Source organism: Frankia sp. R82, from assembly GCF_023716925.1.
Taxonomy (GTDB): Bacteria; Actinomycetota; Actinomycetes; order Frankiales; family Frankiaceae; genus Frankia.
Genome location: NZ_JAMQQG010000291.1, coordinates 1 through 24,616, shown reverse-complemented (window position 1 = coordinate 24,616; position 24,616 = coordinate 1). Strand labels below are relative to the sequence as shown.

20 protein-coding genes are annotated in these 24,616 nt (G+C 73.3%); 16 read left to right on the top strand and 4 right to left on the bottom strand.

Features of this window, described 5'->3' with window-relative positions:
- Window positions 1-317 precede the first annotated feature (317 nt).
- The 11 genes from ND747_RS22660 (at window position 318) to ND747_RS22610 (ending at window position 16,233) form a co-directional block, all read left to right on the top strand.
- Window positions 318-4,292 carry a BTAD domain-containing putative transcriptional regulator gene (locus tag ND747_RS22660; protein WP_251736184.1) on the top strand — a complete coding sequence of 1,325 codons (3,975 nt, stop codon included), beginning with the start codon at window positions 318-320 and terminating at the stop codon, window positions 4,290-4,292.
- Window positions 4,289-5,074 carry a spheroidene monooxygenase gene (locus tag ND747_RS22655; protein WP_251736183.1) on the top strand — a complete coding sequence of 262 codons (786 nt, stop codon included), beginning with the start codon at window positions 4,289-4,291 and terminating at the stop codon, window positions 5,072-5,074. The genes ND747_RS22660 and ND747_RS22655 overlap by 4 nt, the downstream gene beginning before the upstream one ends.
- A 185-nt stretch (window positions 5,075-5,259) precedes the next feature.
- Window positions 5,260-7,836, top strand: a complete 2,577-nt coding sequence (locus ND747_RS22650) for an FAD-binding oxidoreductase (protein ID WP_251736181.1) — start codon at window positions 5,260-5,262, stop codon at window positions 7,834-7,836.
- Between the two features lie 173 nt (window positions 7,837-8,009).
- A complete protein-coding gene (locus ND747_RS22645) occupies window positions 8,010-8,639 on the top strand; it encodes a GNAT family N-acetyltransferase (RefSeq protein ID WP_374216300.1) in 630 nt (209 codons plus the stop codon).
- Complete coding sequence (gene cruF, locus ND747_RS22640; protein WP_251736179.1) at window positions 8,639-9,460, top strand: bisanhydrobacterioruberin hydratase CruF; 822 nt, start codon at window positions 8,639-8,641, stop codon at window positions 9,458-9,460. The genes ND747_RS22645 and cruF overlap by 1 nt, the downstream gene beginning before the upstream one ends.
- A gap of 77 nt (window positions 9,461-9,537) precedes the next feature.
- Window positions 9,538-10,683 carry a glycosyltransferase family 2 protein gene (locus ND747_RS22635; RefSeq protein WP_251736177.1) on the top strand — a complete coding sequence of 382 codons (1,146 nt, stop codon included), beginning with the start codon at window positions 9,538-9,540 and terminating at the stop codon, window positions 10,681-10,683.
- 96 nt (window positions 10,684-10,779) lie between these two features.
- On the top strand, window positions 10,780-11,697 hold the full coding sequence (locus tag ND747_RS22630; RefSeq protein ID WP_251736175.1) for an ABC transporter ATP-binding protein: 918 nt from the start codon (window positions 10,780-10,782) through the stop codon (window positions 11,695-11,697).
- On the top strand, window positions 11,694-12,506 hold the full coding sequence (locus tag ND747_RS22625) for an ABC transporter permease (RefSeq protein WP_251736173.1): 813 nt from the start codon (window positions 11,694-11,696) through the stop codon (window positions 12,504-12,506). The genes ND747_RS22630 and ND747_RS22625 overlap by 4 nt, the downstream gene beginning before the upstream one ends.
- Window positions 12,503-13,930 (top strand): sensor histidine kinase, encoded by a 1,428-nt coding sequence (locus tag ND747_RS29885; RefSeq protein ID WP_251736171.1) that lies wholly within the window; start codon window positions 12,503-12,505, stop codon window positions 13,928-13,930. Before ND747_RS22625 ends, ND747_RS29885 begins: the two co-directional genes overlap by 4 nt.
- An 8-nt stretch (window positions 13,931-13,938) precedes the next feature.
- On the top strand, window positions 13,939-14,571 hold the full coding sequence (locus ND747_RS22615; RefSeq protein ID WP_251736200.1) for a response regulator transcription factor: 633 nt from the start codon (window positions 13,939-13,941) through the stop codon (window positions 14,569-14,571).
- A 42-nt stretch (window positions 14,572-14,613) separates the two neighbouring features.
- The gene (locus ND747_RS22610; protein ID WP_251736170.1) at window positions 14,614-16,233 is read left to right on the top strand and encodes an NAD(P)/FAD-dependent oxidoreductase; all 1,620 of its coding nucleotides are present in this window, start codon (window positions 14,614-14,616) and stop codon (window positions 16,231-16,233) included.
- A 45-nt stretch (window positions 16,234-16,278) separates the two neighbouring features.
- Here the strand turns inward: ND747_RS22610 and ND747_RS22605 are convergent, their stop codons facing one another.
- The gene (locus ND747_RS22605) at window positions 16,279-16,890 is read right to left on the bottom strand and encodes a hypothetical protein (protein WP_251736168.1); all 612 of its coding nucleotides are present in this window, start codon (window positions 16,888-16,890) and stop codon (window positions 16,279-16,281) included.
- 415 nt (window positions 16,891-17,305) lie between these two features.
- Complete coding sequence (locus tag ND747_RS22600; RefSeq protein WP_251736167.1) at window positions 17,306-18,055, bottom strand: CDP-alcohol phosphatidyltransferase family protein; 750 nt, start codon at window positions 18,053-18,055, stop codon at window positions 17,306-17,308.
- Between the two features lie 65 nt (window positions 18,056-18,120).
- On the opposite strand from ND747_RS22600, the gene ND747_RS22595 reads away from it, so the two are divergent.
- Window positions 18,121-18,387 (top strand): hypothetical protein, encoded by a 267-nt coding sequence (locus tag ND747_RS22595; protein ID WP_251736165.1) that lies wholly within the window; start codon window positions 18,121-18,123, stop codon window positions 18,385-18,387.
- On the opposite strand, the gene metF is transcribed toward ND747_RS22595, so the two are convergent.
- Window positions 18,380-19,276 (bottom strand): methylenetetrahydrofolate reductase [NAD(P)H], encoded by an 897-nt coding sequence (gene metF / locus ND747_RS22590; RefSeq protein ID WP_251736163.1) that lies wholly within the window; start codon window positions 19,274-19,276, stop codon window positions 18,380-18,382. The genes ND747_RS22595 and metF overlap by 8 nt on opposite strands.
- A 119-nt stretch (window positions 19,277-19,395) precedes the next feature.
- Entirely contained in the window at window positions 19,396-20,082 is a 687-nt protein-coding gene (locus ND747_RS22585; RefSeq protein WP_251736161.1) for a hypothetical protein, read from the bottom strand.
- A gap of 29 nt (window positions 20,083-20,111) precedes the next feature.
- Here ND747_RS22585 and ND747_RS22580 point away from each other — a divergent pair, with 29 nt between their 5' ends.
- The 4 genes from ND747_RS22580 to ND747_RS22565 all read left to right on the top strand — a co-directional run.
- On the top strand, window positions 20,112-21,269 hold the full coding sequence (locus tag ND747_RS22580; protein ID WP_251736160.1) for a polyprenyl synthetase family protein: 1,158 nt from the start codon (window positions 20,112-20,114) through the stop codon (window positions 21,267-21,269).
- A 55-nt stretch (window positions 21,270-21,324) separates the two neighbouring features.
- Window positions 21,325-22,836, top strand: a complete 1,512-nt coding sequence (gene crtI, locus ND747_RS22575; protein WP_251736158.1) for a phytoene desaturase family protein — start codon at window positions 21,325-21,327, stop codon at window positions 22,834-22,836.
- Window positions 22,837-23,014: 178 nt separating this feature from the next.
- The gene (locus ND747_RS22570; RefSeq protein WP_251736156.1) at window positions 23,015-24,136 is read left to right on the top strand and encodes a MoxR family ATPase; all 1,122 of its coding nucleotides are present in this window, start codon (window positions 23,015-23,017) and stop codon (window positions 24,134-24,136) included.
- Window positions 24,133-24,616, top strand: a 484-nt coding sequence (locus ND747_RS22565) for a DUF58 domain-containing protein (protein WP_251736154.1), incomplete at its 3' end; no start/stop codon positions are given. The genes ND747_RS22570 and ND747_RS22565, both read left to right, overlap by 4 nt.

Here is a 24,616-nt window from a genome sequence, read left to right as displayed (position 1 = left end):
CAGACCGTTCCGGCCGCTTCAACCGCCGCCGTTGAGAATTCGTTGATCTGAGCGACGGCTCCGGCGCACCACCGGGAGTCCGCCGGCAGGAATGGGAAAAGTCCATGGTCAGAGCACTGCGAGAGACCTTTGTCAGCCCGGTCGCGCCCGGTCTGGACACGCTCGTGGCACGGTTGTGACGCACAGGCGACATCGGCCGGGTCAAATCGATGGTTGCCGGCCCGCCCTCTTACGGCGCACGCTGCGGTAGACATTCATCGCTCGGTGTCGCAGGTGACCTCCGGCCGACCAGCGAGCGAACCGGACGAGAGGACCCGATGCCCGAACGCGACAGTCTGCGGTTCGCGATCCTCGGCCCGCTGGAGCTCACCGTGGCCGGAGTTCCGCTGGCGATCGGTGGTGCCCAGCGCAAGGTGCTGTTGACCGTACTGCTGCTCGAGGTCGGCCGGGTCGTGCCGACGCACCGGCTGTTGGACGCGATCTGGCGGGACACCGCGCCGGAGCGGGCACAGGGCACGCTGCGTACCCACGTCAGTGAACTGCGGCGCCGCATCGATCCAGGCTCCGAGCACCGGGTCCTGCAACGTCAGGGTGAGGGATACCTACTCGACGTCCGCCCGGAACAGATCGACGCGCACCGGGCCCGTCTGCTGCTCGCGCAGGGGCGGCGCGCGCTGGAGGACAGCGACCCGGTCAGCGCGATCGCCCCGTTGCAGGAGGCCCAGTCACTGTGGCGCGGGCCGTCGCTGGCGGATGTGGCGGACCATCCGTTCGCGCACAGCTACGTCAGCGCGCTCACCGAGCTGCAGCTGGACGTGACCAAGACCAGAATCGCCGCGGACCTGGCCCTGGGCCGGCATCGGGAGATCCTCGGCGAACTGAAGATGGAGGTCGCCCGGCATCCCACCGATGACGGGCTGTGCCGGGAACTGGTTCTGGCCCTCTACCGCGACGGTCGGGTCGACGAGGCCAACCGGGCCTGCCAGGCCGGACTGTCGGCACGACACGAGCTGGGACTGGAGTCCCCGCTGCTGCGGCGGATGCAGGAGGACGTGCTGCGGGGAGCACCGTCGCTGACCTGGCGGCCGCCGCGGTCCCTGCACCGGCCTGCCGTCGTGACAGCGCCCACCCGCGGGGGCAGCTCCCTGCCGCCGGACATCGAGGAGTACACCGGGCGGGACACCCTGCAGGCCCACGCGCTGGCCCTGCTCACCGACTCCGCGGCGCTCGCCCGGGGCACGGTGGCCATCGCGTTCGCCGGCAAGGCCGGGACGGGCAAGACGGCGCTGGCCGTGCACGTCGCACACCAGGTCCGCGCGCACTTCACCGACGTGTTGTACGTGGACCTGCGGGGCACCAGCCGACCCCTTGAACCCACCCGGGTGCTGATCCGGTTCGTCCAGGCCCTCGGGGTGAGTCGGGCCGCGGTCCCGGCCGACCCCGACGATCTCGTCGAGATGTACCTGCAGCTGCTGTCCACCCGCCAGGTGCTGGTCATCCTCGACAACGCGGAGAACGAGGCGCAGCTGCGCCCGCTGATGCCGTCGAGCCCGGGCTGCGCGGTGCTCGTCACCAGCCGGCCACGGCTGTCCGGGCTGACCATGCCCTGCCGGGTGCTGGATGTCCTGATCCCGGACGACGCGGTGCTGCTGTTGGAGCGGGTCGTCGGCGCGGAGCGGGTGGCCATGGAGGAGAAGGCCGCCCGCGACATCGTCGGGCTGTGCGGCTATCTGCCGCTGGCGATCCAGATCGCCGGGCGCAAGCTCGCCGCACACCCGTACTGGCGGCTGTCGCGGATCGTGAAGCGTCTCGAGGCGGAGCGTAACCGGCTGTCCTGGCTCGAGCTCGGCGACCTGGAGATCCGGGCCAGCTTCCAGCTCAGCTACGACGGCCGGCGCCCGGACGAGCAGCCGGCGTTCCGCCTGCTCGCGCTGCCGGCGGTCAGCGACTTCACCGCCTGGGCCGCGGCCGCGGTGCTGGGCGTGGAGGTGGACGAGGCCGAGGACATCGTTGACCGGCTCGTCGACGCGCAGTTGCTGGAACGGCGCGGTCCGGACCCCAGCGGCATCGAGCGATACGGCTTCCACGACCTGCTACGCGTGTTCGCCCGCGAAAAGCTGGCCGAGCATGCGGCCGAGTCGGCACCCGGACCCTCGACCGGGCAGCCGACCGGGCCGTCCCCCGCGGGCGGTTCCGTGGGTGGGGGACGACCCGAAGGTGGCGGCAACCGGAATATCACCGACAGCGACGTCCCCACCGCAACCACGGTCGCGGGTCGCGCCGCCCCGGCGCCGGTGCGTCTTCCGGCCGAACACGCTGCGGCGCTCGAGCGCGTGCTGTACGCCTATCTGGTGATGCTGCGTGCGGCGGTCGGCGCCTTCAGCCCCGGTGGGGTGCCGGCACTGAAACCGATCGGGGACGTCCCGGCCCGGATCATCGCCCGCGGACCCGAGAGCACCGGTGGCACCGCGCTCGCCGAGCTGACGCACCGGCCGCTGGGCTGGTTCGCCGCCGAGCGGTCGAACCTGCTCGCCCTGATGGAACAGGCCCATGCCGCGGGCCTGGATCAACCGACCTGGCTGCTGGCCGCCGAGGCCGCCGACTTCTACCTGTTCGGTGCGCACTGGTCGGACTGGGACCGCTCGCACGAGCTGGGCCTGGCCGCGGCCCGGCGTGGCGGCGACCGGCAGGCCGAGGCGGAGCTGCTGACCAACCTCGGCGAACGGGAGATGACCCTGGCCTTCGAGGAGGCGTTCTGGCGGCTGGATGCCGTCGGCAGCGATCCGGGAGGGCAGCCCGCCGTGGCCGTCGACCGGCGGGCGGCCGACCATCTGGCCCTGGCCACCGCACGGTTCAGCCGGGCCCGGGAGATCCTCGCCGGACTCGGGGCGGAGCTCGGCGAGGCCCGGGCCGTGCGCGGGCTGGGCAGCGCCTGCCGCGGCCGGGGGGAACAGACCAGTGCGGTGGAGCACTTCGAGGCGGGGCTGGCCACGATGCGTCGCACCGGTGCCCGCCGGGCGGAGGCGGAGACCCTGGTGAGCCTGGCCATGGCACATGGCGACCGCGGCGAACTCCCCGACGCCATCACCTGCCTGACGTTGAGCCTGATGATCGCACGGGAACTGGCCAGCCGTCCGCTGCAGGCCCAGGCCCAGCGCCGCCTCGGCGACCTCTACCGGTACCAGCACCGACCCGAGCAGGCGCTGACCGCCTACAACGAGTGCCTGCCGATGCTCGCGGAGCTGCCCGACCCGGTGTGGGAGCCGCGGGTGCTGGTCCGCCGCGGGGACATCCTCGCGGAGCTCGGTGACCAGCCCGCGGCCCGGCGGTCCTGGCAGCAGGCCGTCACCCTGCTGCGCGAACGCGGGTCCACGGAGCTTGCCGCGGCCGAACGGCGGCTGTCCGCGCCGATGGCCGTCGAACCGGCCCAGTTCACCGGTGGACGGCTGCTCGGCGCCTTCGACCCGGCGGGTTTCGCGGCCCGGGTCGCGGGTTCCCGGCGCAGCGTACGGGTGTTGAACACCTGGACGGACCTGGTCATCGCGCCATACCGGGACACCTTCGCCAACGCCCTGCAGACCGCCGTCGCCGCCGGCGCCATCGTGCAGATCCTGCTGCTCGACCCGGACTCCCGGGCGGCGCGCGACCGTGCCGCCGACCTCGCGCACCGCGTCGACGTGGCCGCGTTGATCCGGATGAACCTGCAGGTCCTCGCCGACCTGCGGGCCCGACTCGACCCGGTCGGGCAGGCCCGGCTCGGGGTACGCCTCTACGCGGAGCAGCCGCTGGCCAGCTTCCACCGGTGGGACACCGGCGCACTGGTGTCGAGTTTCCCGGTCGGGGTCTCCTCGTCCGCGGCCACCCAGCACGAGGCGACGATCTCCTCCACCCTCGTCCAGTTCGTCGAGCAGTACTTCGACCGGCTGTGGGCCCCGCCCGGCAGCATCTCGCTGGACGACTACCTGCGGGTGCCCCTGCGGGTGTCTCCGGCCGACGCCGACCTGCTCGACCTGCGCTGCGCCTACGTCCGCATCGACAGCGGCGTCTACCTGCACTCCCCGGAGCTGCACGAGCTGCTGCGCGGCGGCCCCGACGGGCTGATCGCCACCCTGCCCCCGGTCGGTGCCCATCCGTTGGGAGCCGACGGGCACTGGCGCGTGGTGCCGCTACGCGGCAACGACGGGGCCGAGACCGTGGCCGCGGCCTTCACCCGCAAGTACGGCACGGTCCACGACGACCTGCTGCGCCTGACGTCGATGCGGGTACGCGGATCGGAGGAGATGCGCGGGTGACCGGAACAAGCACGACCAGTCCGCCCGGCCCGGCGGGGGCCGGCGCACCGCTGGTGACGGTCGATTTCTGGCGGGTTCCCCGCCGCCGCGTCGGGCATGCCGTGGCCCGAGTGGCCACCGACCGTTCGGCCCTGCGCCAGATCAGTGGGCTGCGGTTCGCCAAGCTGTTGGGCACGGGGGCGGCGAGCAGCCTCGGGATGCGCGGAGCCGACCCGCGGCAGTGGGCGATGGTCGCGGTCTGGGAGACCCCGTCGGCAGCGCGCTCGTTCGAACGCTCCGCCCCGATCCGGGCCTGGGCGGCGCTCGCCGAGGAACGCTGGCGCATCGATCTGCATCCGGTGTCGTCGCGGGGCCGGTGGTCGCGCCGCGAACCGTTCGGCGACCCGGCCGCCGCGCACTGGCCCGCCGCCCCCGACGACAGCCGGATCGCGGTGATCACCCGGGCCCGGCTCGCTCCCCGCCACACCCTCACCTTCCGACGGGCCGTGCCGGCGGTGGTCGCCGACCTCGCCCAGGCCGAGGGCCTGATGTTCTCGGCCGGCATCGGGGAGGCCCCGGTGGGGCTGACCGGGACGTTCAGCCTCTGGCGGGACACCGCCGCGCTGCGGCGGTTCGCCTACGGCCGGCCGGCGCACGCCGAGGTCGTGCGGCGCACCCCGGAGGTCGGCTGGTACAGCGAGCAGCTGTTCGCCCGCTTTGCGGTGCTCGCCTCCCGCGGCACGCTCGGCGGACGCGATCCGCTACTGCACCTGACGCCCGATCCCGGGTTGACGGTCCATTGAAGATCGGCGACCGGGCGGCCCCAGCCCGCCCCGCGGACGGCCGTCGTTGACGTCGCGTTGACGGCGGTTCGGCACGGTGGACCCATCCGACGGGCCACCGGGCCTTGCACATCCGCGTGCCGACGCGGCACACCCCCGCAGTGCCGATGAGCGCGCCCCCGACGAACCGGGATGAAGCACATCGCATGTTGACGTCTCGCGATCAGACACATGCAGCCGCGTCCGACCACCGACGGGTCCTGATCTCCACCGCGCTGGGCCCGCGGGTCGCCGGCCGACTTGCCCACATCCCGGCCGTGACACTGCGACCCGAGCTCGCCGGCAGTCCGGCGGGTCTCCTTGATGCGGTGGTCGCACTGCGCCCGCACACGTTGGTGGTCGGGGCGAACGCGGTCGATGCCACCACGTTGACCCGGTGGGCGATGGCGGTCCGGCGGACGGACGACCGCCGTCCGCTGCTGCTGGTGCGCCGTGGCACGTCGCTGGCCGCCATCGATCTCGGCGTCGCCGCCCAGCTCGCCATCACCGTGCGCAACACCCCTGAGGTGAACGCGCGCCACGTCGCCCAGTTCGTCGTCGACCAGCTGTTTCCCGGCGGCGAAGCAGCGGCCGGCGGAGTGCAGGCCGGCGAGGTGCAGGACGGCGAGGTGCAGGCCTGCGGTGGGCCGGCGGTGCTGGGACTCGTGGGTGCCGGCAACATCAACGGCCGGGTGGCCCGGGCGGCCGTCGCCCGGGAGCACCAGCTGGTGGTCTGCGCGCCGTCGCTGGTGACCGACCCGTCCGCGGTGGCCGGCTGGGCCCGGCGGCACCGCCTGCCGCTCGAACGGATCCGGGTCGTACCGTCTGCCGACGACGTGTTCGAGGCCGCGCACGCCGTCAGCATCGCCGTGCCACTCACCCACTCCGGCGCCTGGGCCAGTGCCGACCTGCTGGACGCGGCCCGGCTCAAGGCGTTCGGCGGCAACCGGCTGATCTGCGTCAGCGAACCCGAGATCTGGACGGCACAGGCCCTGCTCGACGCCTACGACCGGCGCGACCTCACCGTCGTGCTGGACAACGCCCCCCGACTGCTCGCCGCCGTCCACACGCTGCTCGCACCCCGGGTCAGGGCCGACGGCGGCGCCCTGCGCCCCGGTTTCACCCTGTGCTCGGCGGCCATGCGCTCCCCGGCCTGCGAGGCGGATCTCGACCAGGCCGTGCTCGCTGCCGTCGGCCGCGCCGACCTGGATGATCTGGCCGGGGCGGAGTTGTTCCCCCGGCCGGTCCCGGCACCTGCCAACGCGACCGCCGCCACCGGTGCGGTCCCGACCGCCACCGTTCCGGCTGCTCGCACAACGGCTGCTCGCACAACGGCTGACCGTGCGGAGGCTGACCGTGCGGACACGCCGGACGTGGTGGTCGTCGGTGCCGGGATCGTCGGCCTGACCACCGCCCTGCTGCTGCGAGCACAGGGGCATCGGCGGATCCTGGTGCTCGATGCCGCCCCGGCCGACCGGAGCGACCCGACCCGACAGGGCACGACGTACGGCGGGGCGAACGCGCGCCACCTGTCCGCGACCGAGACCCTGCCGCAGACCGATCTGAGTCGTCTCGACGTCCTGGCCCGCTCCCCCGCCGCGCTCGGCTGGGCGCTGCGTGATCGGGCCACCCTGGATCCGGTCGAGGCGGCCTGGGCGCAGGCGTTCGCCGAACGTGCCGACCAGCCCGGTCTGCACGCCACCGCCGAGGACCTGGTGATCGCGCTGAACCGACTCGGCCTGCGTGGCTGGTCCCATCTGTTCGCCCCGGCCGAGGGTGGTACAGGCTGGCTCGAAGGGCTGCGCCGCGACGCCCGGCTCACCCGGGTCTACCTGGGTGCCGCCGACCTCGACGCGGGTGAACGGCTGCAACGGCGGGCCGGTGGCGACGTGGCCCGGCTGACGCCTGACGCGCTCGACCGCGACTGGCCCGGGCTCGGGCACACCGTGCCACTGCCAGGCGGCCCGCGGACCATCGCGGGGGCGGTCGAGGTGGACGGCTACGCCGTCAACATCCACGATCTTGCTGGTCGGCTGTCCCGGCGGCTCGTCCAGCTTGGCGTCGAGGTACGGGCGGCTGCCCGGGTACGCAGCCTCGAGGCGGCCGGGAACGGGGTGCGGCTGACGCTTGCGGATGGCCGGCCGGTCCGCGCGGGGCGGGTTGTCGTCACCGTGGGTGGGCGGGATCTGGCCGAGCTGTGCGGATCCGACTGGCCGGGCGCCGGGGCCGTCCACCAGATGCTGGGGGTGTCGGTGACCCTGCCGAACCCGGGGCTGCACCGACCGGTGAAGATCCACGCCGGTGATCCGCTCGGCGTGATGAACGTGACGCTCTCCCCCGACGGGACCCTCATCCACGTCAGCGCCGGATTCGGCTACCTGGGACTGGCCGCCCGGGACGCCGCCCCGGTCGCCCTCGGCATCGCTCAGCTGCAGGACATCGTCCTGACGGCGCTGCACGGCCTGTTCCCCACCCTCGGCGGGTCCGACGTGCGCGACATCCGCGTCTGCGAGCGCCCGGCCACCCCGGACGGGCTACCGCTGGTCACCACGCTTCCCGGCCATGCCGGCCGGGTGGTGATCGCCGCGGGTACCAACGCCGGCGGTACGGTGCAGGCTCCGGCGATCGCGATGTTGGCTGCCGACCTGCTCCGGGACGCTGCGCGCTGCGCCGGGCTCGCCATGGTCGGCGACCGGGTCGGCCTGCCACCCATCCCGGAGAAAACGCCCTGCGCGGCAGACTGACGACGTTACGTAGCAGGCACTCCTGTCGGCCGGCGTCCTCGGTGATGGCCGCGTTATCGTCAGGCGATGTGAGGATGCGCCCTGGCCCGCTGGCCCACCGGTACCGCTCGAAGGGCCTGTTCGGTGCCGGTCGGTGCGGGCAGGTCGCAGGGCGCGGACAGGAGGCGACACCGGTGACCGACGTGGACGTCAGTGTGGTCCGGTGGTCATCGAGCCGTATGCGGGCCCGACTCGACGACGTCATCGGGGTGTACAAGGCGGCCTTTCTCGACCTGCACGAGCCCGACCCCGTCCGGGCCGCCCGTGACCGGGCGCATCACGCGCGCCGCCACTTCGACCGACCGGACCTGCGCGCCGTCGCCGCCGTCACCCCGGACGACACCCTCGTCGGCATCGCCTACGCCCTGCCCGGCCTGCCCGGCCAGTGGTGGCACGACGTCGTCGTCGACGCACTCACCGCCATCTCCCCGAGTTCGGCCCGGTACTGGCTGGACGACGTCCTGGAGGTCGTCGAGCTGCACGTGCTGCCCGCCTACCAGGGCCGCACCCTGGGCCGTCAGCTGCTGCGCGAACTGCTGCGGGACGCACCGCAGCGCACCGCGGCGCTGTCCGCCCTGGAACCGCACGGCAGCCGCGCCCGCCGGCTGTACGACAGCGAGGGCTTCGTCCCGCTGCTCAGCGACTTCCGGTTTCCCGGCACCCTGACCCCCTACGCCGTGCTCGGCAAGGAGCTGGGCCCGGCCACGGACCCCGCCGACGACGAGCGCGCCCCGGGCACCGGCCAACCCACGTCCGTGCGCTGATGTCCGGCCGGCATGGGGCCGGTCTGGTGTGGCCGCTGGTCGTGGCCACGGTGGCGGCGCAGATCGCCTACCCGGTGCTGCCCGACCGCGCGCTCGACGCCCTCACCGTCATCATCGTGGTGCTGTTCTTCCTCGCCTCCGCCACGCACGCGGCGACCTCCCGCGGGTGGGTCTGGACCACCGGCTATCTGGCCATCGCCGTGGGCGGCGGGCTGGCCGTGGAGATCCTCGGGGTGCACACCGGCATACCCTTCGGCCATTACACCTACGGGGCGTCGCTGGGCCCGCATGTCCTCGGGGTCGTCATGGTGATCCCGTTGGCCTGGGCGATGATGGCCTACCCCGCGTACGTCCTGGTTCGACGGCACCGGCGGGCCCCCGGCCGGGCCGCGGTGGTCGGGGGGCTGATCCTGGCCGCCTGGGATCTGTTCCTCGACCCGCAGATGGTCGATGCCGGCCACTGGACCTGGGCCCCCGGGGGCGGGCCGGCCCTCAACGGCATTCCGATCTCGAACTTCCTCGGCTGGCTGCTGGTCGGCACCGTCATGACCGGCGTCCTGCTCGCCCTGCCCGAACGCGACCGCAGCCCCGGACCCGAACCCGGGTCCGGGTCCGGGTCCGGGTCCGATCGGGCTCCCCTGGTCCTGCTGGCCTGGACCTACCTGTCGTCGGTGCTGGCGAACCTCTCCTTCTTTGGCCGTCCGGGCGTCGCGGCGATCGGGGGCGCCGCCATGGGCGCGGCCCTTTTGCTCGCCCTGCGCCGCTGGCGCTGCGACGAGTCCGCCGCCGGTGAGCCGGTCGGGCCGCAAGGGCACCGGTGAGGCTTCGGACACGGCTGGGCCGGCCGCCGACGGCACGACGGCACCCGTGCGCGGCCTCTGCTGCCGCGACGGTCGCGGTGCGGTCGGCGGCGCTGGCCGCGGTGGGCATCGCCGTGCACACGGCGGTCAACGCCCGGCTGCTGCGGACCGCCCCGCCGGCCGGGACCGTCACCGAGGCGGTCTCGGTGCTCCTGCCGGTCCGCGACGAGGCCGCCCACCTCGACGACTGTCTCGCGGCACTGCTCGCCACCACCGGGGTGCCCCGACTGGAGATCGTCGTCTACGACGACGGGTCCACCGACGGCACCGACCGACTCCTCGCCGCCTGGGCGCGCCGCGACCGCCGTGTCGTCGCCCTGCGTGGCGAGGCGCCGCCGTCCGGCTGGCTTGGTAAACCGCATGCCTGTGCGCGGGCTGCGGCCGTCGCGCGCGGCAGTGTGTTCGTCTTCGTCGACGCCGATGTGCGGCTGGCCCCGGACGGGCTGGCCCGGGCCGTGCTGCTGCTGCGGGCCAGTGGCCTCGACCTGGTTTCGCCGTACCCGCGCCAGGAGGCGCTGGGGGTCGCCGAACGGCTCGTCCAGCCGCTGCTGTCCTGGCTGTGGCTTGCCCTGCTGCCGCTGCGCGTCGCCGAGCGAAGCCCGCGCCCGTCGCTGTCCGCGGCCGGCGGGCAGTTCCTGTGCGTCGATGCCGTCGCCTACCGCCGGGCCGGCGGGCACGCCGCCGTACGCGACCAGATCATCGAGGACGTCGCCCTGTTGCGGGCAGTCAAACGCGCCGGTGGACGAGGGGTCGTCGTCGACGGCACGCCGCTGGCCGCCAACCGGATGTACCCCGACTGGCCGTCCCTGCGCGACGGCTACGCCAAGTCGCTGGCCGCAGCCGGTGGCAGCCCGGCCGCCAGCGCCGCGCAGGTCGGCCTGCTCGGCTGGCTGTACGTGCTGCCGGCGCTGGCCGCACTGCGCGGACGGCCCGCCGGGGTCATCGGCTACCTCGCCGGCGTCGTCAGCCGGACGATCGCAGCGCATCGGACCGGTGGCCGCCGCTGGCCCGACCCGCTCGCCCATCCGGTCTCGATCGGCCTGCTCGGTTACCTGACCGCGGTGTCCTGGTGGCGCCGCCGTCGCGGCCAGGCCACCTGGAAGGGCCGCCCGGTCATCGCATCCACCGATCGGTGGATGGCCGGGGTCCACCCGAGGGAGCGCCCGGAACAGCCGCCCGGGTGATGTCGGCACCCGCGGTCCCGCGAGATCGTCGGAGGCGTCCACGGCGGTGCGACAGGCGGTGTGACGCCCACGGCGGTGCGCGGGAGGTGCAGGGCAGTGACGGTGATCGAGGTGGTGGGCCTTCGGAAGGCCTACGGGGAGCGGGTCGCGGTGCGCGACGTGTCGTTCGCCCTCGACGAGGGCGAGATCTTCGGCCTGCTGGGGCCGAACGGCGCGGGGAAGACGACGACGGTCGAGTGCGTCGCCGGGCTTCGGGCACCCGATGGCGGTCGCGTGCGGGTGTTCGGTCATGACCCGCAGCGCGAACGGACGGCGGTGACGGCCCGGCTCGGCGTCCAGTTGCAGGCCAGCGAGGTGCAGCCGAACCTGCGGGTACGCGAGGCGCTGCGACTGTACGCGTCGTTCTATCCCGACCCGGTCGACCCGGACGAGCTGCTGGAGATCCTCGGACTCACCGGGCAGGCGCAGGTGCGGTTCGCGAGACTGTCCGGCGGGCAACGCCAGCGGCTGTCGATCGCGCTGGCACTGATCGGCCGGCCGGCCGTGGCCATCCTCGACGAGCTCACCACCGGCCTGGACCCGGCCGCCCGACGCGACACCTGGGAGCTCATCGCGGCGGTGCGCGAACGGGGGGTGACAGTCCTGCTGGTCACCCACTTCATGGCCGAGGCGGAGCGGCTGTGCGACCGCGTCGCCGTGATCAACGCCGGCCGGGTGGTGGCCTGCGACTCGCCGGCGGCGCTCACCGCTCGACTCGACACCGGTCAGCGCATCCGCTTCGTCCCGTCCGAGCCCGTCGACGACCGCGAGCTCGCCGAGCTGCCCGGCGTCGAGTCGGCCAGTCGCCACGGCGAGGAGATTCTCGTCGTCGGAGGCGGCGAGGCGCTGTCCGTCCTGGTCACGCACCTTGCCCGCCGCGGTGTGCTGGCCCACCGGCTACGGGTCGAACAGCCCAGCCTCGACGACGCCTACCTCGCCCTCACCGCGCACACCTCCTCGAGGAGCACGTCATGACCTCGTCGCTCGTACCGCCCGTCTCCCCCACCACCCCCGACACCCAGTGCCGGCCTCGATCCCGACCGGGACGGCATCCGTTCTGGGCACTCGTGCGGGTCGAGGCGCTGCTGTTCGGCCGGTCCGCCGCCGGCGTCGTCTGGACAGCCCTGATTCCGCCGGCCGCGGTGATCGTCCTCGGCGCCGTACCCGCAACCCGCCACCCCAGCGCGTCGTTTGATGGTCGCAGCCCGCTGGAGACCTGGCTGCCGGTCCTGATGATGTACGAGTTTCTGATGACAGCGGCGAACCTGTTGCCCGCGGTGCTGGCCGGCTACCGGGAACGGGGCATCCTGCGCCGGCTGTCGACCACACCGGTGCCACCGTCGCGGCTGCTCGGCGCTCAGGCCCTGATCTATCTCTCGCTGGCGGCCGTCCTCGACGCGGCGATGCTCGCCATCGCCGTCATCTGCGGTGTGCCGGTACCCGACCAGTTCGCCGGGTTCGTCCTGACGCTGGTGCTGGTTGCGGCGGCCATGCTGGGAATCGGCCTGGTGCTGGCCGCGCTGGCCCCCGGCGAGAAGGCCGCGAACGCCCTGGGTCTGGTGGTGTTCTTCCCGTTGCTGTTCTTCGCCGGTCTGTGGATCCCGCGTTCGCAGATGCCCCCCGTCCTGCGCGACATCAGCGATGTCACCCCGCTGGGCGCCGGCGCCCGTGCCGTGCAGGACTGTCTGGACGGACGCTGGCCCGCGGGCACGGCCCTGCTCGTGCTCGCCGCCTACGCCGCGCTGTGCGCTGTCGTGGCCGCCCGCCGGTTCCGCTGGCAGTGACCCCGCCAGCGGCCACCGCCCCCGGGCACGGTGCGACCATCACCGGTATGGGCGAAACGGCGGTGGTCACCGACCAGGCGGTGGTCACCACGGCGACCAGCGGGTCAGCCGGGGCCGACAGTGCGACGTCGTGGCAGCGGCGGTCCGACCGGATCGCCCGGCTGTTGCTGCTGCCGATGCTCGTCGTGGCGACGCTGCTCAGCCTGATCACCTCGTCCTCCTTCGACGTCTCCCGGGGCCGGGTGGTCGCGGGCCTGGCCCTGGTGCTCGTGGCCGCTGTCTGGTCGGCGGGGATGCTGCGCTACCCGACCGAAGGGATGCCGCCGCGGGTGCGCCGGCTGGTGTTCGTCATCCACAGCACGCTCGGCGGCGTGCTCGTGTGGGTCAGCCCCTGGTTCGGGGTGTTCGCCTTCACCGGGTACTTCTTCGCCGACGAACTCGGCCGCCGCGGCCGGGTGTACGGGTTCGTGACGACCGCGATCATCCTGGCCGCCTCCCAGACCGCCGGTTATCCGAACGGCTCGCCCGTCCACACGGCCAGCTTCCTGATCATGGCCGGGTTCAACGTCATCGCGGTGCTCAGCCTGTCCACTCTGATCAACAAAGTGATCGACCAGAACGTCGAACGTGGCCGGATGATCGCCGAGCTGGCGGAGACGAACCGGCTGCTACAGGTCACGATGCGGGAGAACGCCGGCCTGCACACCCAGCTTCTGGCCCAGGCCCGCGAGGCCGGCGTCACCGAGGAACGAGGACGCCTCGCCGGGGAGATCCACGACACGCTGGCGCAGGGCCTCGCCGGCATCATCACCCAGCTCGAGGCGGCCCGGCGGGCCGAGGACGCCGGCGAGCCGGGCGAGCGATCCCGCCACCTGGAGCTCGCCGACTCGCTGGCGCGGGCGAACCTGGTCGAGGCCCGCCGCTCGGTCCGGGCCCTGCGGCCCGAGCGGCTCGACCGGGCCGGTCTGGCCGAGGCTCTCACCGCCCTGGCCGGCGACTGGACGCGCCGAACCGCGATCCCGGCGCACGTCGTGACCACCGGTGCACCGACCCGCACTTCCACCGAGATCGAGACCGCCGTCTACCGGATCGCCCAGGAGGCCCTCGCCAACGTGGCCAACCACGCCCAGGCCAGCCGGGTCCAGCTCACCCTCAGCTATGTGGACGACACCGTGCTGCTCGACGTCGCCGATGACGGCGCGGGCTTCCGTCCGGCCGCAGACTCCCCGCCCGGCCGGTACGGCCTGACCGGTATGCACCGCCGCGCGCAGGCCCTGGCCGGCTCCCTGACCATCGAGTCCGCCCCCGGCGACGGCACGATCGTGAACGCGATGATCCCGCTCCCGTCGCCGTCCCCACTCCCATCCCCGGCGACGACGCCGGACGCCGCGCGTGACGCTCGTCCCGAGAAGGCACGGGCGTGACCGAGGACATGCCGGGCGGGCCGATCCGACTGCTGATCGTGGACGACCATCCCATCGTCCGGGACGGGCTGCGGGGGCTGTTCACCGGCGATCCGGACTTCGCCGTCGTCGCCGAGGCCGCGGACGGTGCCGAGGCTGTCCGGGTCGCCGAGGCCGTTCGGGTGGACGTCATCCTCATGGATCTGCGGATGCCCGGGACCGGCGGCGTCGAGGCGATCACCGAGCTGCGCCGCCGGAACCATCCGGCCCGCGTGCTCGTGCTGACGACGTTCGACTCCGACCGCGACGTACTGCCCGCGATCGAGGCCGGCGCCACCGGCTACCTGCTCAAGGACGCGCGGCGCGACGAACTCCTGCGCGCCGTACGCGCCGCCCACGCGGGCCGGTCGGTGCTTGCGCCGTCCGTCGCCGGCACCCTGATGAACCGGGTCGGCGCCCGCGAGCCCGATGCGCTCAGCCCCCGCGAACTCGAGGTGCTGCGGCTGGTCGCCGCCGGCGCCACCAACCAGGCCGCCGCCCGCGCGCTGCTGGTCAGCGAGGCCACGGTCAAGACCCATCTCATCCACCTCTACACCAAGCTCGGCGTCCGCGACCGCGCTGCCGCCGTGGCCGTCGCCTACGAACGCGGCATCCTCGGCTGACCGGCCCCGACGACGGCGGCGCCGGGTCGTAGAGTCGCCACCATGGCCCGGGTGGTGGTGATCGGCGCCGGCGTGGGCGGGCTGGCGACGGCGGCCAGGCTGGCCGCCGTCGGCCATGACGTCACCATCTGCGAGCAGGGCACCATGGTGGGTGGCAAGCTCGGGTGGTATGAGCGCGGCGGTTACGGCTTCGACACCGGCCCGTCCCTGCTGACCATGCCGCACGTGTTCGAGGATCTGTTCGCCGCGACCGGCGGCCCACCCGGCCAGGACGAACTCGAGCTGCGGCGGCTCGATCCGATCGCCTCCTACCGGTTCGCCGACGGCACCGTGCTCGCGGCGCACGCCGACGAGCAGGCGTTCGTCGCCGAGCTCGACGCCCGGCTCGGCGCACCGGCCGGCGCGGACTGGCAGCGCCTGGCCGCGCGGGCGGCGCGCGTCTTCAACGCCTCCGAGCAGCCGTTTCTGGCGAGTCCGGTGCGGGCCGGCGGGCTTGCCCGGTTGGCCTGGGCCGCTCCCGGGGACATCCCGGCGGTCGCACCCGGGCGCAGTCTGCGCGGGCTCGGCCGGTCGATGGTGCGCGATCCGCGGCTGCGCCTGATGCTCGACCGCTACGCCACCTACTCCGGCTCCGACCCACGGCGGGCGCCGGCGGCACTGGTGTCGGTCCTGCACGCCGAACGCCGGTTCGGCGGCTGGTACGTGCCGGGTGGGCTGCACCGGCTCGGGGCGGCGGTCGAGGCGCGGGCACGCCGCGGCGGGGCCCGGATCCTGACCGGGACCCGGGTGCGCTCGGTGACGTGCACGCCGGGTGGCCGGGTCGACGGGGTCCGGCTCGCCGACGGGTTCCGGCTGCCCGCGGACGTCGTCGTCGCGAACATCGACGCGGCGGCACTGTACGGCGGGCTGCTTCCCGAGGGCCTCGGCCGGGCCGGCCGGCGGCAGGTCCGACGGGCGAACCGGTCGATGTCGGGGTTCGTGCTGCTGCTCGCCCTGGCCCGACAGGCACCCGGTCCCGGTCCCGGCCGCACCGGCGGCCAGCAGCCGACGGGCAGCCCCACCCGGCTGCCCGCGCAGCACACGGTGACGTTCCCCGCGGACTACGACGCCGAGTTCGACGCGGTGTTCGCCGGGCGCCTGCCGGCCGACCCGACGATCTATCTGCACGCCCCGGACGACCCGGCCTGTGCACCATCGGATGGTGAGGCCTGGTTCGTCCTGGTCAACGCCCCGCCGCACCTGCCCTCGACGGGCGACCCGCGACCCGGCCGTTCGGGGCCCCGCGGTCCGAGGCCCGCCGGTCCAGGACGCGACGGGCCCGGACCGGACGGGGCCGGGCTGGACTGGGATCGGCCGGGACTCGCCGACGGCTATGCCCGGCACGTCCTGGAGCTGCTGGCCGCCCGCGGGTTCGACGTACGGGACCGGCTGCGCTGGTACGAGACGATCACTCCGGCCGATCTCGAGCGGCGCACGGGGAGCGTCGGCGGAGCGATCTACGGAACGGCGTCGCACGGTGTGCGTTCGGCGTTTCTGCGACCGCCGAACGCCACTGCCGTCCCCGGCCTGTTTCACGTCGGCGGCTCGGCCCATCCCGGCGGCGGGCTACCGCTGGTGGCGCTGTCCGCGGCGATCGTCGCCGAACTTGTCGGCCCCGCCTGAGCGGAACCCCTGCGGGGCCGACGGGGCTGGACTGGCGAGACCGAACTACAGACCGGCCCGGACCAGGGCGACGGCCACGACGTTACTCACGTAGCGACCGCCCTTGGTGTCGGTGGGCGCGGTCAGCCGCGGGCCGGCGGTGGCCAGGGACTTACCGTCCTCGGTCACGGCCAGCAGGCTCGCGACGTTCCCGTAGCCAGGGTCGATCTCGGGGAAGGACACCACCGACTCGTAGTTGTCGGCGGCGTGGACGACCACGGCGTAACGCAGTGCGTCGTTCTTCACGTCAGTGCGGAACGACGGCTTCGCCGCCTGCAGGACGTCGTAGAGCAGCGGTCCGGTGTAGGTGTGGGTCTGCGGGCCGGCACCGCTCTGGAAGGTGACGGTCTGGGTGTGCTGCGGGTACCTGGTGGCTAGGTCGTTGACGCTGAGCAGCACCGGATGCGCGATGCGCCCGAGCAGCAGCACCCGACCGGGCGCGGCGGGAACGGCCTTCGCCAGGGCCGCCGCGTCCGAGGCCGCCGGGGCGGCCGGGGCGGGGGTGGCGGCCTGCGCGCCCCAACCGGGCAGCAGGCTGAGGGTGACGGCGGCGGCAAGCGCGAAAACCGCGGCGGCCAGGCGCAGCGGAGACACTCTGCGAACGATCTGCGACAGCATCTTTTCCCGAATCCTTCATCGCGAGTGGGTGCCTCGGGGCCGATCCCACGGCCGTAACCAAGGGCGATCGGCGAAACGAGGGTGCGGCCGGATCGTAGCAATGTGTCCGCAAATTCGGCGATGAACGGAAAAATCCACCGCTGATTCGGATCCGTAATCTGCGACCTCGGTTAGCCTGCGCAAACGCTCAGTACACAAATTAAGATCACGTTCCGTCCGTCCGGGGCGATGCCCGGATCCACCCACGATCAGCGGCCGCCGAGTCCGACCACCACCGGGCCCACCGACCAGGGATCAGGTCGCCGCCCGGGAAAGCCTCATCGCGTGAACAAGACGGGCCATGTGGAGGGCGACACCACGTCCGGGACCTCCCGGGCGGCGGCGGAGGCGGTTACGGCGGAAGAGGCGGAGGCGGTCACGACGACGACGGCGGGGGCGGGGGCGGCGACGCGATGGATGTTCCTGGGGCGGGTGCCACGGGAGGTGGCGCGTCCACGAGGGTGGTGCGGATGGTGACCGCGAGCTGAAGGAAGCCGATCGCGCAGACCGCAGCGGTCCCGATCGCGGCGACGGCGACGGCGGCGCCCGCGAGGCCGGGCACCAGACCGGCCCCCAGCAGACCGACGCCGGTGAGGATCATCCTGGTCGGACGCTCGCCCACAGTAACCACGCCGATCTCACCGAAGCCGGCATTACCGGCCCGGGCCCGGGTGTACTCCAGCAGGCCGAGCAGGCAGCCGGCCGCGACCAGCAGGCCCCCGGGCGCGCCCAGGCACCACAGTCCGACCAGGCACAGCACGTCACCGCAACGGTCAGCGACCGAGTCCAGCACGTAGCCCCAGGCGGTCGAGCGGCCCGTCAGCACCGCCACGGCGCCGTCGACGCTGTCCGCGAGCCCACCGAGAACCAACGCGGCCAGGCCCAGTAGCGGCCAGCGGCCGCCGGCAGCCGCGGCGGGCACGATCAGGCCGGTCAGCGCCACCCCGCCCGCGGTCACCGCGGACGGCGGCACCCCCCGCACCGCCAACGGTCGCGCGACCCGGTGGACGAACGTCAGGAAGGCCCGCACCAGCCACAGCCCCGAGCGGGTGTCATACCCGCCGTGCAGCTGCGACCAGCGAGCGAGGTAGCTGTCAAGGTCGAGGGCGCGGACGGGCTTGGGCACGCTCCCATGAAACAGCCGGGACGGGACGGCAGGCGGGACGTAGAGTCACCAGTAGTGGAGGCGACGTGAGCGAACCGGTAAGCGGAGTGGTCGAGCGCATCGAGGATCTCGATACGGGGACCGTGTTCGCGCCCCACCGAGACCAGGTGATCCTCGCGGTGCGCGTCACCCCGGTGTTCAACGCCCTCGATCTGACCCTGATCACCAGCGTGATCGACGCCGCCAACCAGGCCGGGTTCTCGCTGGCCCGGGAGAAGCTGTTCCGCGACGAGTGGCTGCTGTGCGTGTTCGACTCGTATGCGGCGGTGGTCCCGCAACCGCCGCCTACCTGACGGCCTGGAAGATCTCCCGGGTGGCGCTGGAACGGTTCAGGGTGATGAAGTGCAGGCCGGGCGCCCCGCCGTCGAGCAGGCGGCGGGACAGGTCGGTCGCCACCTCGATGCCGACGGCACGCACCGCGGCCGGGTCGTCCGCGATGGCCTGCAGGCGGGCCACCAGGTCGGGCGGGAGGGCGGCACCGGACAGCTGCGCCATCCGCACGATCTGCGACACGTTGGTCACCGGCATGATCCCCGGGATGATCGGCTTGTCGCAGCCGAGCGCGCGGACCCGGTCGACGAGACGGAAGTAGTCGTCCGCCCCGAAGAAGAACTGGGTGATGGCGTAGTCGGCCCCGGCGTTGAACTTGCCGACCAGGTGCCGGGCGTCGGAGTCCAGGTCTGGCGAGCGGGGGTGCTTGTCGGGGAAGGCAGCGACGCCGACGCAGAAGTCCCCGGCCGCCCGGACCAGGCTGACCAGTTCGCTTGCGTACTCCAACCCCTGCGGGTGGGCCGACCACGCCCCCTGCGGATCGCCCGGCGGGTCACCGCGCAGCGCCAGCACGTTACGCACCCCGGCGCCGGCGTAGTTGCCGATCACCTGACGCAGCTCAGCGACGGAGTGGTTGACCGCGGTGAGGTGCGCGATCGGAGTGAGCGTGGTCTCGGTGGCGATCCGCTCGGTCACCCGGATCGTGCCGTCCCGGTTGGACCCGCCGGCACCGTAGGTGACCGAGACGAAGGACGGACGCAGCGCCTCGATCTGGCGCAGTGCCGTCCACAGGTGCCGCTCCCCGTCCGGGGTCTTCGGCGGAAAGAACTCGAAGGAGAACGACGGTAGCCCCGCGGTGAGAAACTCGGCCATCGTCGTCGGTCGCGCGCTCACACTCCGAACCGCCGTCATCCTCCGAGCGTAGCCCGCCTGGGACCACACCCGGAAACAGGCCCCCATGGGCCGCACCCGTCAGGCGAGCAGGGCAGGTGGCCAGGGGGCAGGTGGTCAGGGGGCAGGTGGGCCGGTCGTCAGATGGGCAGGGGCCCCAGCGGGGCGGTGATGCCGACCTGCACCCGGCCGGAGACCGTGCGGGTCACCACCCGGTGCGCGGCGCCGGGCACCGCGGTGAGGTTCAGCTCGACGCCGCGCGGGTCGCCGGACTCCACGGCGACGTCGTAACGCTCGTCCGGGAGCATCACCGTGACCAGGCCGGTGTCGCTCTGCGCATGGACGTCCCGCGGCGGGCGGCTGAAGTGCAGGTTCACGTCACCGTCGCGGCTACGGGCGGCGACGGGGCCGGCGCCGAGTTCCCGGCCGGCGATCGTGCCGTCCCGGGTGACCAGCGACAGCTCTCCGCCGACCCCCCACAGGGTGATCTCGCCGGTGAACAGCTCGGCCCGCACCCGGGTGCCGGGCGGCACCTGCAGCCGGACCCGCACCTCGCTGCGGCGGCCGTCGATGCGCAGCACCGACCCGACCGTCGTCACCGTCGGTGCCGCCCGGCCGGGCCGGCGGCGGACGGTGAGCTCGGCGCGGACGTCGCCGCGGTCCCGATCGGCCACCTCTATCCGGCCTGTGGCCACCATCAGCTCGACTGCGTCGATACCGTCAGCGGTGTGGACGAGTTCGGCAGGTGGCAGCCGCAGCAGGGACAGACCACCGATCGCGGCGGCCAACAGGATGACGGCGATCACCACGACGAGCGTGTCGAACACGGGCACACCGCACGGTACCCCGGCCGCCGATGACCGATGTCCGCCCTCGGGTGTCCGCCGTACTGCGCCGGTTCCTCGCCGATCGGGGGGCCATGCTGGCGGCCATCGACCCCGGGCTCGCGCCGTTCGTCGAGATGGCCGAGCAGGTGCTGCTCGGCGGCGGCAAGCTGCTGCGTCCGGCGTTCTGCTACTGGGGCTGGCGGGGCGCCGGCGGGTCGGACGGCGCCGAGATCGTGACGGCCGCCGCATCCCTGGAAGTGCTACATGCCTGCGCGCTGGTGCATGACGACCTGATGGACGGTTCGCCGCTGCGCCGCGGCCGGCCGAGCGCGCACCGCAGCCTCGCCGCGGCCCATCGTGCCCGCGGGCTGCCCGGGGACAGCGACCGGTTCGGCCAGTCCGCCGCGGTTCTGCTCGGTGACCTGTTCCTGAGCTGGGCGGACGACCTGCTGATGGCCAGCGGGCTGGAGCCGGCGGCGCTGCTGCGGGCCTGGCCGACCTATGCCCGGATGCGCACCGAGCTCGTCGCCGGTCAGTACCTCGACCTCACCGGTCATCCCCTGGACCTCGACACCGACGAGACGTTCGGCGCCGCCGGCCGGCCGCTGCGCCCGGACGACCGGCGGCCCGGCGGCGAGGGGGGAACGCCGTCGGTGCGGATCGGGCGGATCGCCCGGTACAAGACAGCCGGATACACCGTGATCCGCCCGCTGCAGCTCGGTGCGCTGCTCGCTGGCGGGTCACCGGATCTGGTGGCGGTCTATGCGGCCTTCGGGGGGCCGCTCGGCGAGGCGTTCCAGCTGCGCGACGACATCCTGGACCTGTTCGGCGACCCGATGGTGACCGGCAAGCCCGCCGGGGAGGACCTGCGCAACGGCCGACCGAACGCACTGCTCGCGCTCGCTGCCCGGCAGTCGGACGCGGCCGGACTGCGGGCCCTGTTCGACCGGCCCGACCTGCCTGCGGCACTCGAGCAGGCCCGCACGTTCGTGGCGGACAGTGGTGCGCTCGACCTCGCCGAGCAACGCATCGCGTCCTGCACCGCCACGGCGATCGCCGCCCTGACCGCGGCCGGCGAGGTCGGGACGGTCGGGATGGCTGGGACGGCCGGGGCGGCCGGCCTTGACGCCACGACCGTCGAGGCGCTGACCCACCTCGCCACCGCGGCCACCGCCCGGGCACAGTGAGCGCGACACCGCGGCCACCGGGCCCGGTGGCACGGGCAGCTGGGAGGCGGGGCTGATGCGCACGGTGCAGGGACCGACAGACCACGTCGTCATCGTCGGTGCGGGCCTGGGTGGGCTGTCGGCGGCGCTGCGCCTGGCCGGTGCCGGGCGTCGGGTCACCGTGCTCGAACGGGACGCGACCCCAGGTGGGCGTGCCGGTGTGCTCACCCTGGGCGGTTACCGGTTCGACACCGGGCCGACGGTGCTGACGATGCCGGAGCTGCTCGCCGACGCGCTGGACTGCGTGGGTGAGCACCTCGAGGACTGGTTGACGCTCACCCGCCTGGACCCGATGTACCGGGCGTTCTTCGCCGACGGCTCGTCGCTGGACGTGCGGGCCGACCCCGCCGACACCGCCGCGGAGATCCGCGCGCTGTGCGGACCGGCGGAGGCGGCCGGGTTCGAGCGTTTCGTCGAGCTCGTGACCGCGATGTTCCGCGTCCAGTTCGCGCACTTCATCGACGCTCAGGTGGACTCGCCGCTGACGTTGGTGCGCCCGGCGCTGGCCCGCCTCGCCGCCCTCGGCGGGTTCCGCCGGCTCGACCCGGTCGTCCACCGGCACCTGCGTGACGAGCGGACCCGGCGGCTGTTCTCCTTCCAGGCGATGTACGCGGGCCTGGCCCCGCACGACGCGCTGGCGCTCTACGCGGTCATCTCGTACATGGACTGCGTCGCCGGGGTGTACCACCCGCAGGGCGGGATGCACGCCGTCCCCGAGGCGCTGGCCGGTGCGGCGACCAAACACGGAGTGACCCTGCGTTATGACACGACGGTCACCCGGGTGGAGGTGCGCGGCGGACGGGCGGTGGCCGTGCACACCGCGCAGGGCGAACGGGTGCCGGCCGACGTGGTCGTGCTCAACCCGGACCTGCCGATCGCCTACTCCGAGCTGCTGCCACCAGGAACGGCGCCACGCCGGCTGCGGCGGCTGCGCTACTCCCCGTCCTGCTTTCTGCTGCTCGCCGGGGCCCGGGCGGACTACCCGCACACCGCGCACCACACCATCCACTTCGGCCAGGCCTGGCGGCGCACGTTCGCGGAGATCATCGACCGCGGGGAGCTGATGAGCGACCCGTCGTTTCTGGTCAGCACCCCCTCGCGCAGCGATCCGACGCTGGCCCCGGCCGGCGGGCACGCCTGTTACGTGCTGTTTCCCACCCCGAACCTCACCGCGGGCCTCGACTGGTCGGTGCTCGGCCCGCGCTACCGCGACGAGGTCGTCGCCACCTGCGAACGGCGGGGTTATCCGGGGTTCGGCGCGGCCATCGAGGTGGAGCAGGTCACGACACCCGCGGACTGGCGGGCCCGCGGGATGGCGGCGGGCGCGCCCTTCGCCGCCGCCCACACACTGGGGCAGACCGGCCCGTTCCGCCCGGGCAACCTCGCGCCGGGCCTGGCCAACGTGGTGTTCACCGGCAGCGGTACCCGCCCGGGGGTCGGCGTGCCGATGGTGCTCGTCTCCGGACGCCTCGCCGCCGAGCGCGTTCTCGGGCCGCAGTCCGGTTACCGTTCCCGCGCCCTGCGCTGAGATGCACAAACCCGCCGCCACTGTCGTCGACGCTGCGCTGACCGGCCCTCGACACCGGGCCAGCACTCGGCGACCCCGAACCGATTGTTCCTGAACACGGGGTTAGAAGACCCTTGGGACCTCGCCGTGCCGACTCGGTAGGTCCCCCATTTCGGCACGGGGCTGGGAGAATACCGGCATGGACGATGGGCGCAGCCCGGCCGGCCTCGCGGCACCGGACACCACGACGGACGCGGCGTTGCTCGAACGCGCCCTGTTCGAGATCAAGAAGGTCATCGTCGGGCAGGACCGGATGGTCGAACGGATGCTCGTCGCGCTGCTCGCCCGGGGGCACTGTCTGCTCGAGGGTGTGCCCGGCGTGGCGAAGACGCTGGCCGTACAGACTCTGGCGACGGTGGTGGGCGGCTCGTTCGTGCGCATCCAGTTCACCAACGACCTGGTCCCGTCCGACATCGTCGGCGCGCGGATCTACCGGGCCACGAGTGAGTCGTTCGACGTCGAACTCGGCCCGGTGTTCGCGAACTTCGTGCTCGCCGACGAGATCAACCGGGCGCCGGCGAAGGTGCAGTCGGCCCTGCTGGAGATCATGTCGGAGAAGCAGGTGTCCCTGGGTGGGGTCACCCATCCGCTGCCACGGCCGTTCCTGGTGCTGGCCACCCAGAACCCGATCGAGTCCGAGGGTGTCTATCCGCTGCCCGAGGCCCAACGCGACCGGTTCCTGATGAAGGTGACCGTGCCCTACCCGAGCCCGGCCGAGGAGCTGGAGATCGTGCGTCGGATGGGCGTGCGCCCGCCCGTGCCCGAACCGGTGCTGGACCCGGCGAAGCTGCTGCGGCTGCAGGAACGGGCGGACAACGTGTTCGTCCACCATGCGATCGTCGAGTTCGCGGTGAACCTGGTGCTCGCCACCCGCGCGCCGGAGCAGGCGGGCCTGCCGGAGCTGCGCGGCCATCTCGCCTACGGCGCCTCACCGCGGGCCTCTCTCGGCCTGATCGCCGCCGCCCGCGCCCTCGGCCTGCTGCGTGGGCGCGACTACGTGGTCCCAGACGACGTCGTCGCCGTCGCCATGGATGTGCTGCCGCACCGGCTGGTGCTGTCCTACGAGGCGCTCGCCGAGGGCCTGTCCGCCGACGCGATCGCCGCGCGCATCGTCGCCTCCGTCGTCGCGCCGCAGGTCGCACCGCGCCAGCAGGCCCCGTATCCGACCGGCGGCCCGTACACCGGTCCGCACACCGGCGGTTGGGGCACCAACCCACGGTCGGGCTTCCCGGAGTACCTCGAGCAGGGCCCGGTCGCATGACCGCTGGCACCGACCCGGTCGTCGAGCGGACCCTGCGCCGCCTCGAGCTCACCGTGCTGCGCCGCCTCGACGGCATGCTGCTGGGCGACCATCTCGGTCTGCTGCCCGGCCACGGCAGCGAGAAGGCGGAAAGCCGCGAGTACACCGTCGGCGACGACGTGCGCCGGATGGACTGGGCGGTCACCGCCCGCACCACCGTCCCGCACGTACACGACCTCATCGCCGACCGGGAACTGGAAACCTGGGCGCTGGTCGACCTGACCGCCAGCACCGAGTTCGGCAGCGGCCAGCTGGACAAACGCGACCTGGCGATCGCCGCGACCGCCGCCGTCGGTTTCCTCACCGCCCGTACCGGCAACCGGATGGGCGCAGTTGCCCTGACCGGGTCCGGAACGAAGGCGTACCCGGCCCGGCCCGGTCGCGCCGGCCTGCGGGCGCTGCTGCGCGCGCTGCTCACCACGCCCCGCACCGCCCACGACC

Coding starts and splice junctions, on each gene's coding strand:
- ND747_RS22615 (WP_251736200.1), top strand. CDS start 13,939: ATGCCGGGCGGGCCGATCCGACTGCTGATCGTGGACGACCATCCCATC.
- ND747_RS22660 (WP_251736184.1), top strand. CDS start 318: ATGCCCGAACGCGACAGTCTGCGGTTCGCGATCCTCGGCCCGCTGGAG.
- cruF (WP_251736179.1), top strand. CDS start 8,639: ATGTCCGGCCGGCATGGGGCCGGTCTGGTGTGGCCGCTGGTCGTGGCC.
- ND747_RS22605 (WP_251736168.1), bottom strand. CDS start 16,890: ATGCTGTCGCAGATCGTTCGCAGAGTGTCTCCGCTGCGCCTGGCCGCC.
- ND747_RS22610 (WP_251736170.1), top strand. CDS start 14,614: ATGGCCCGGGTGGTGGTGATCGGCGCCGGCGTGGGCGGGCTGGCGACG.
- ND747_RS22580 (WP_251736160.1), top strand. CDS start 20,112: ATGACCGATGTCCGCCCTCGGGTGTCCGCCGTACTGCGCCGGTTCCTC.
- metF (WP_251736163.1), bottom strand. CDS start 19,276: ATGACGGCGGTTCGGAGTGTGAGCGCGCGACCGACGACGATGGCCGAG.
- crtI (WP_251736158.1), top strand. CDS start 21,325: ATGCGCACGGTGCAGGGACCGACAGACCACGTCGTCATCGTCGGTGCG.
- ND747_RS22625 (WP_251736173.1), top strand. CDS start 11,694: ATGACCTCGTCGCTCGTACCGCCCGTCTCCCCCACCACCCCCGACACC.
- ND747_RS22570 (WP_251736156.1), top strand. CDS start 23,015: ATGGACGATGGGCGCAGCCCGGCCGGCCTCGCGGCACCGGACACCACG.
- ND747_RS22650 (WP_251736181.1), top strand. CDS start 5,260: ATGTTGACGTCTCGCGATCAGACACATGCAGCCGCGTCCGACCACCGA.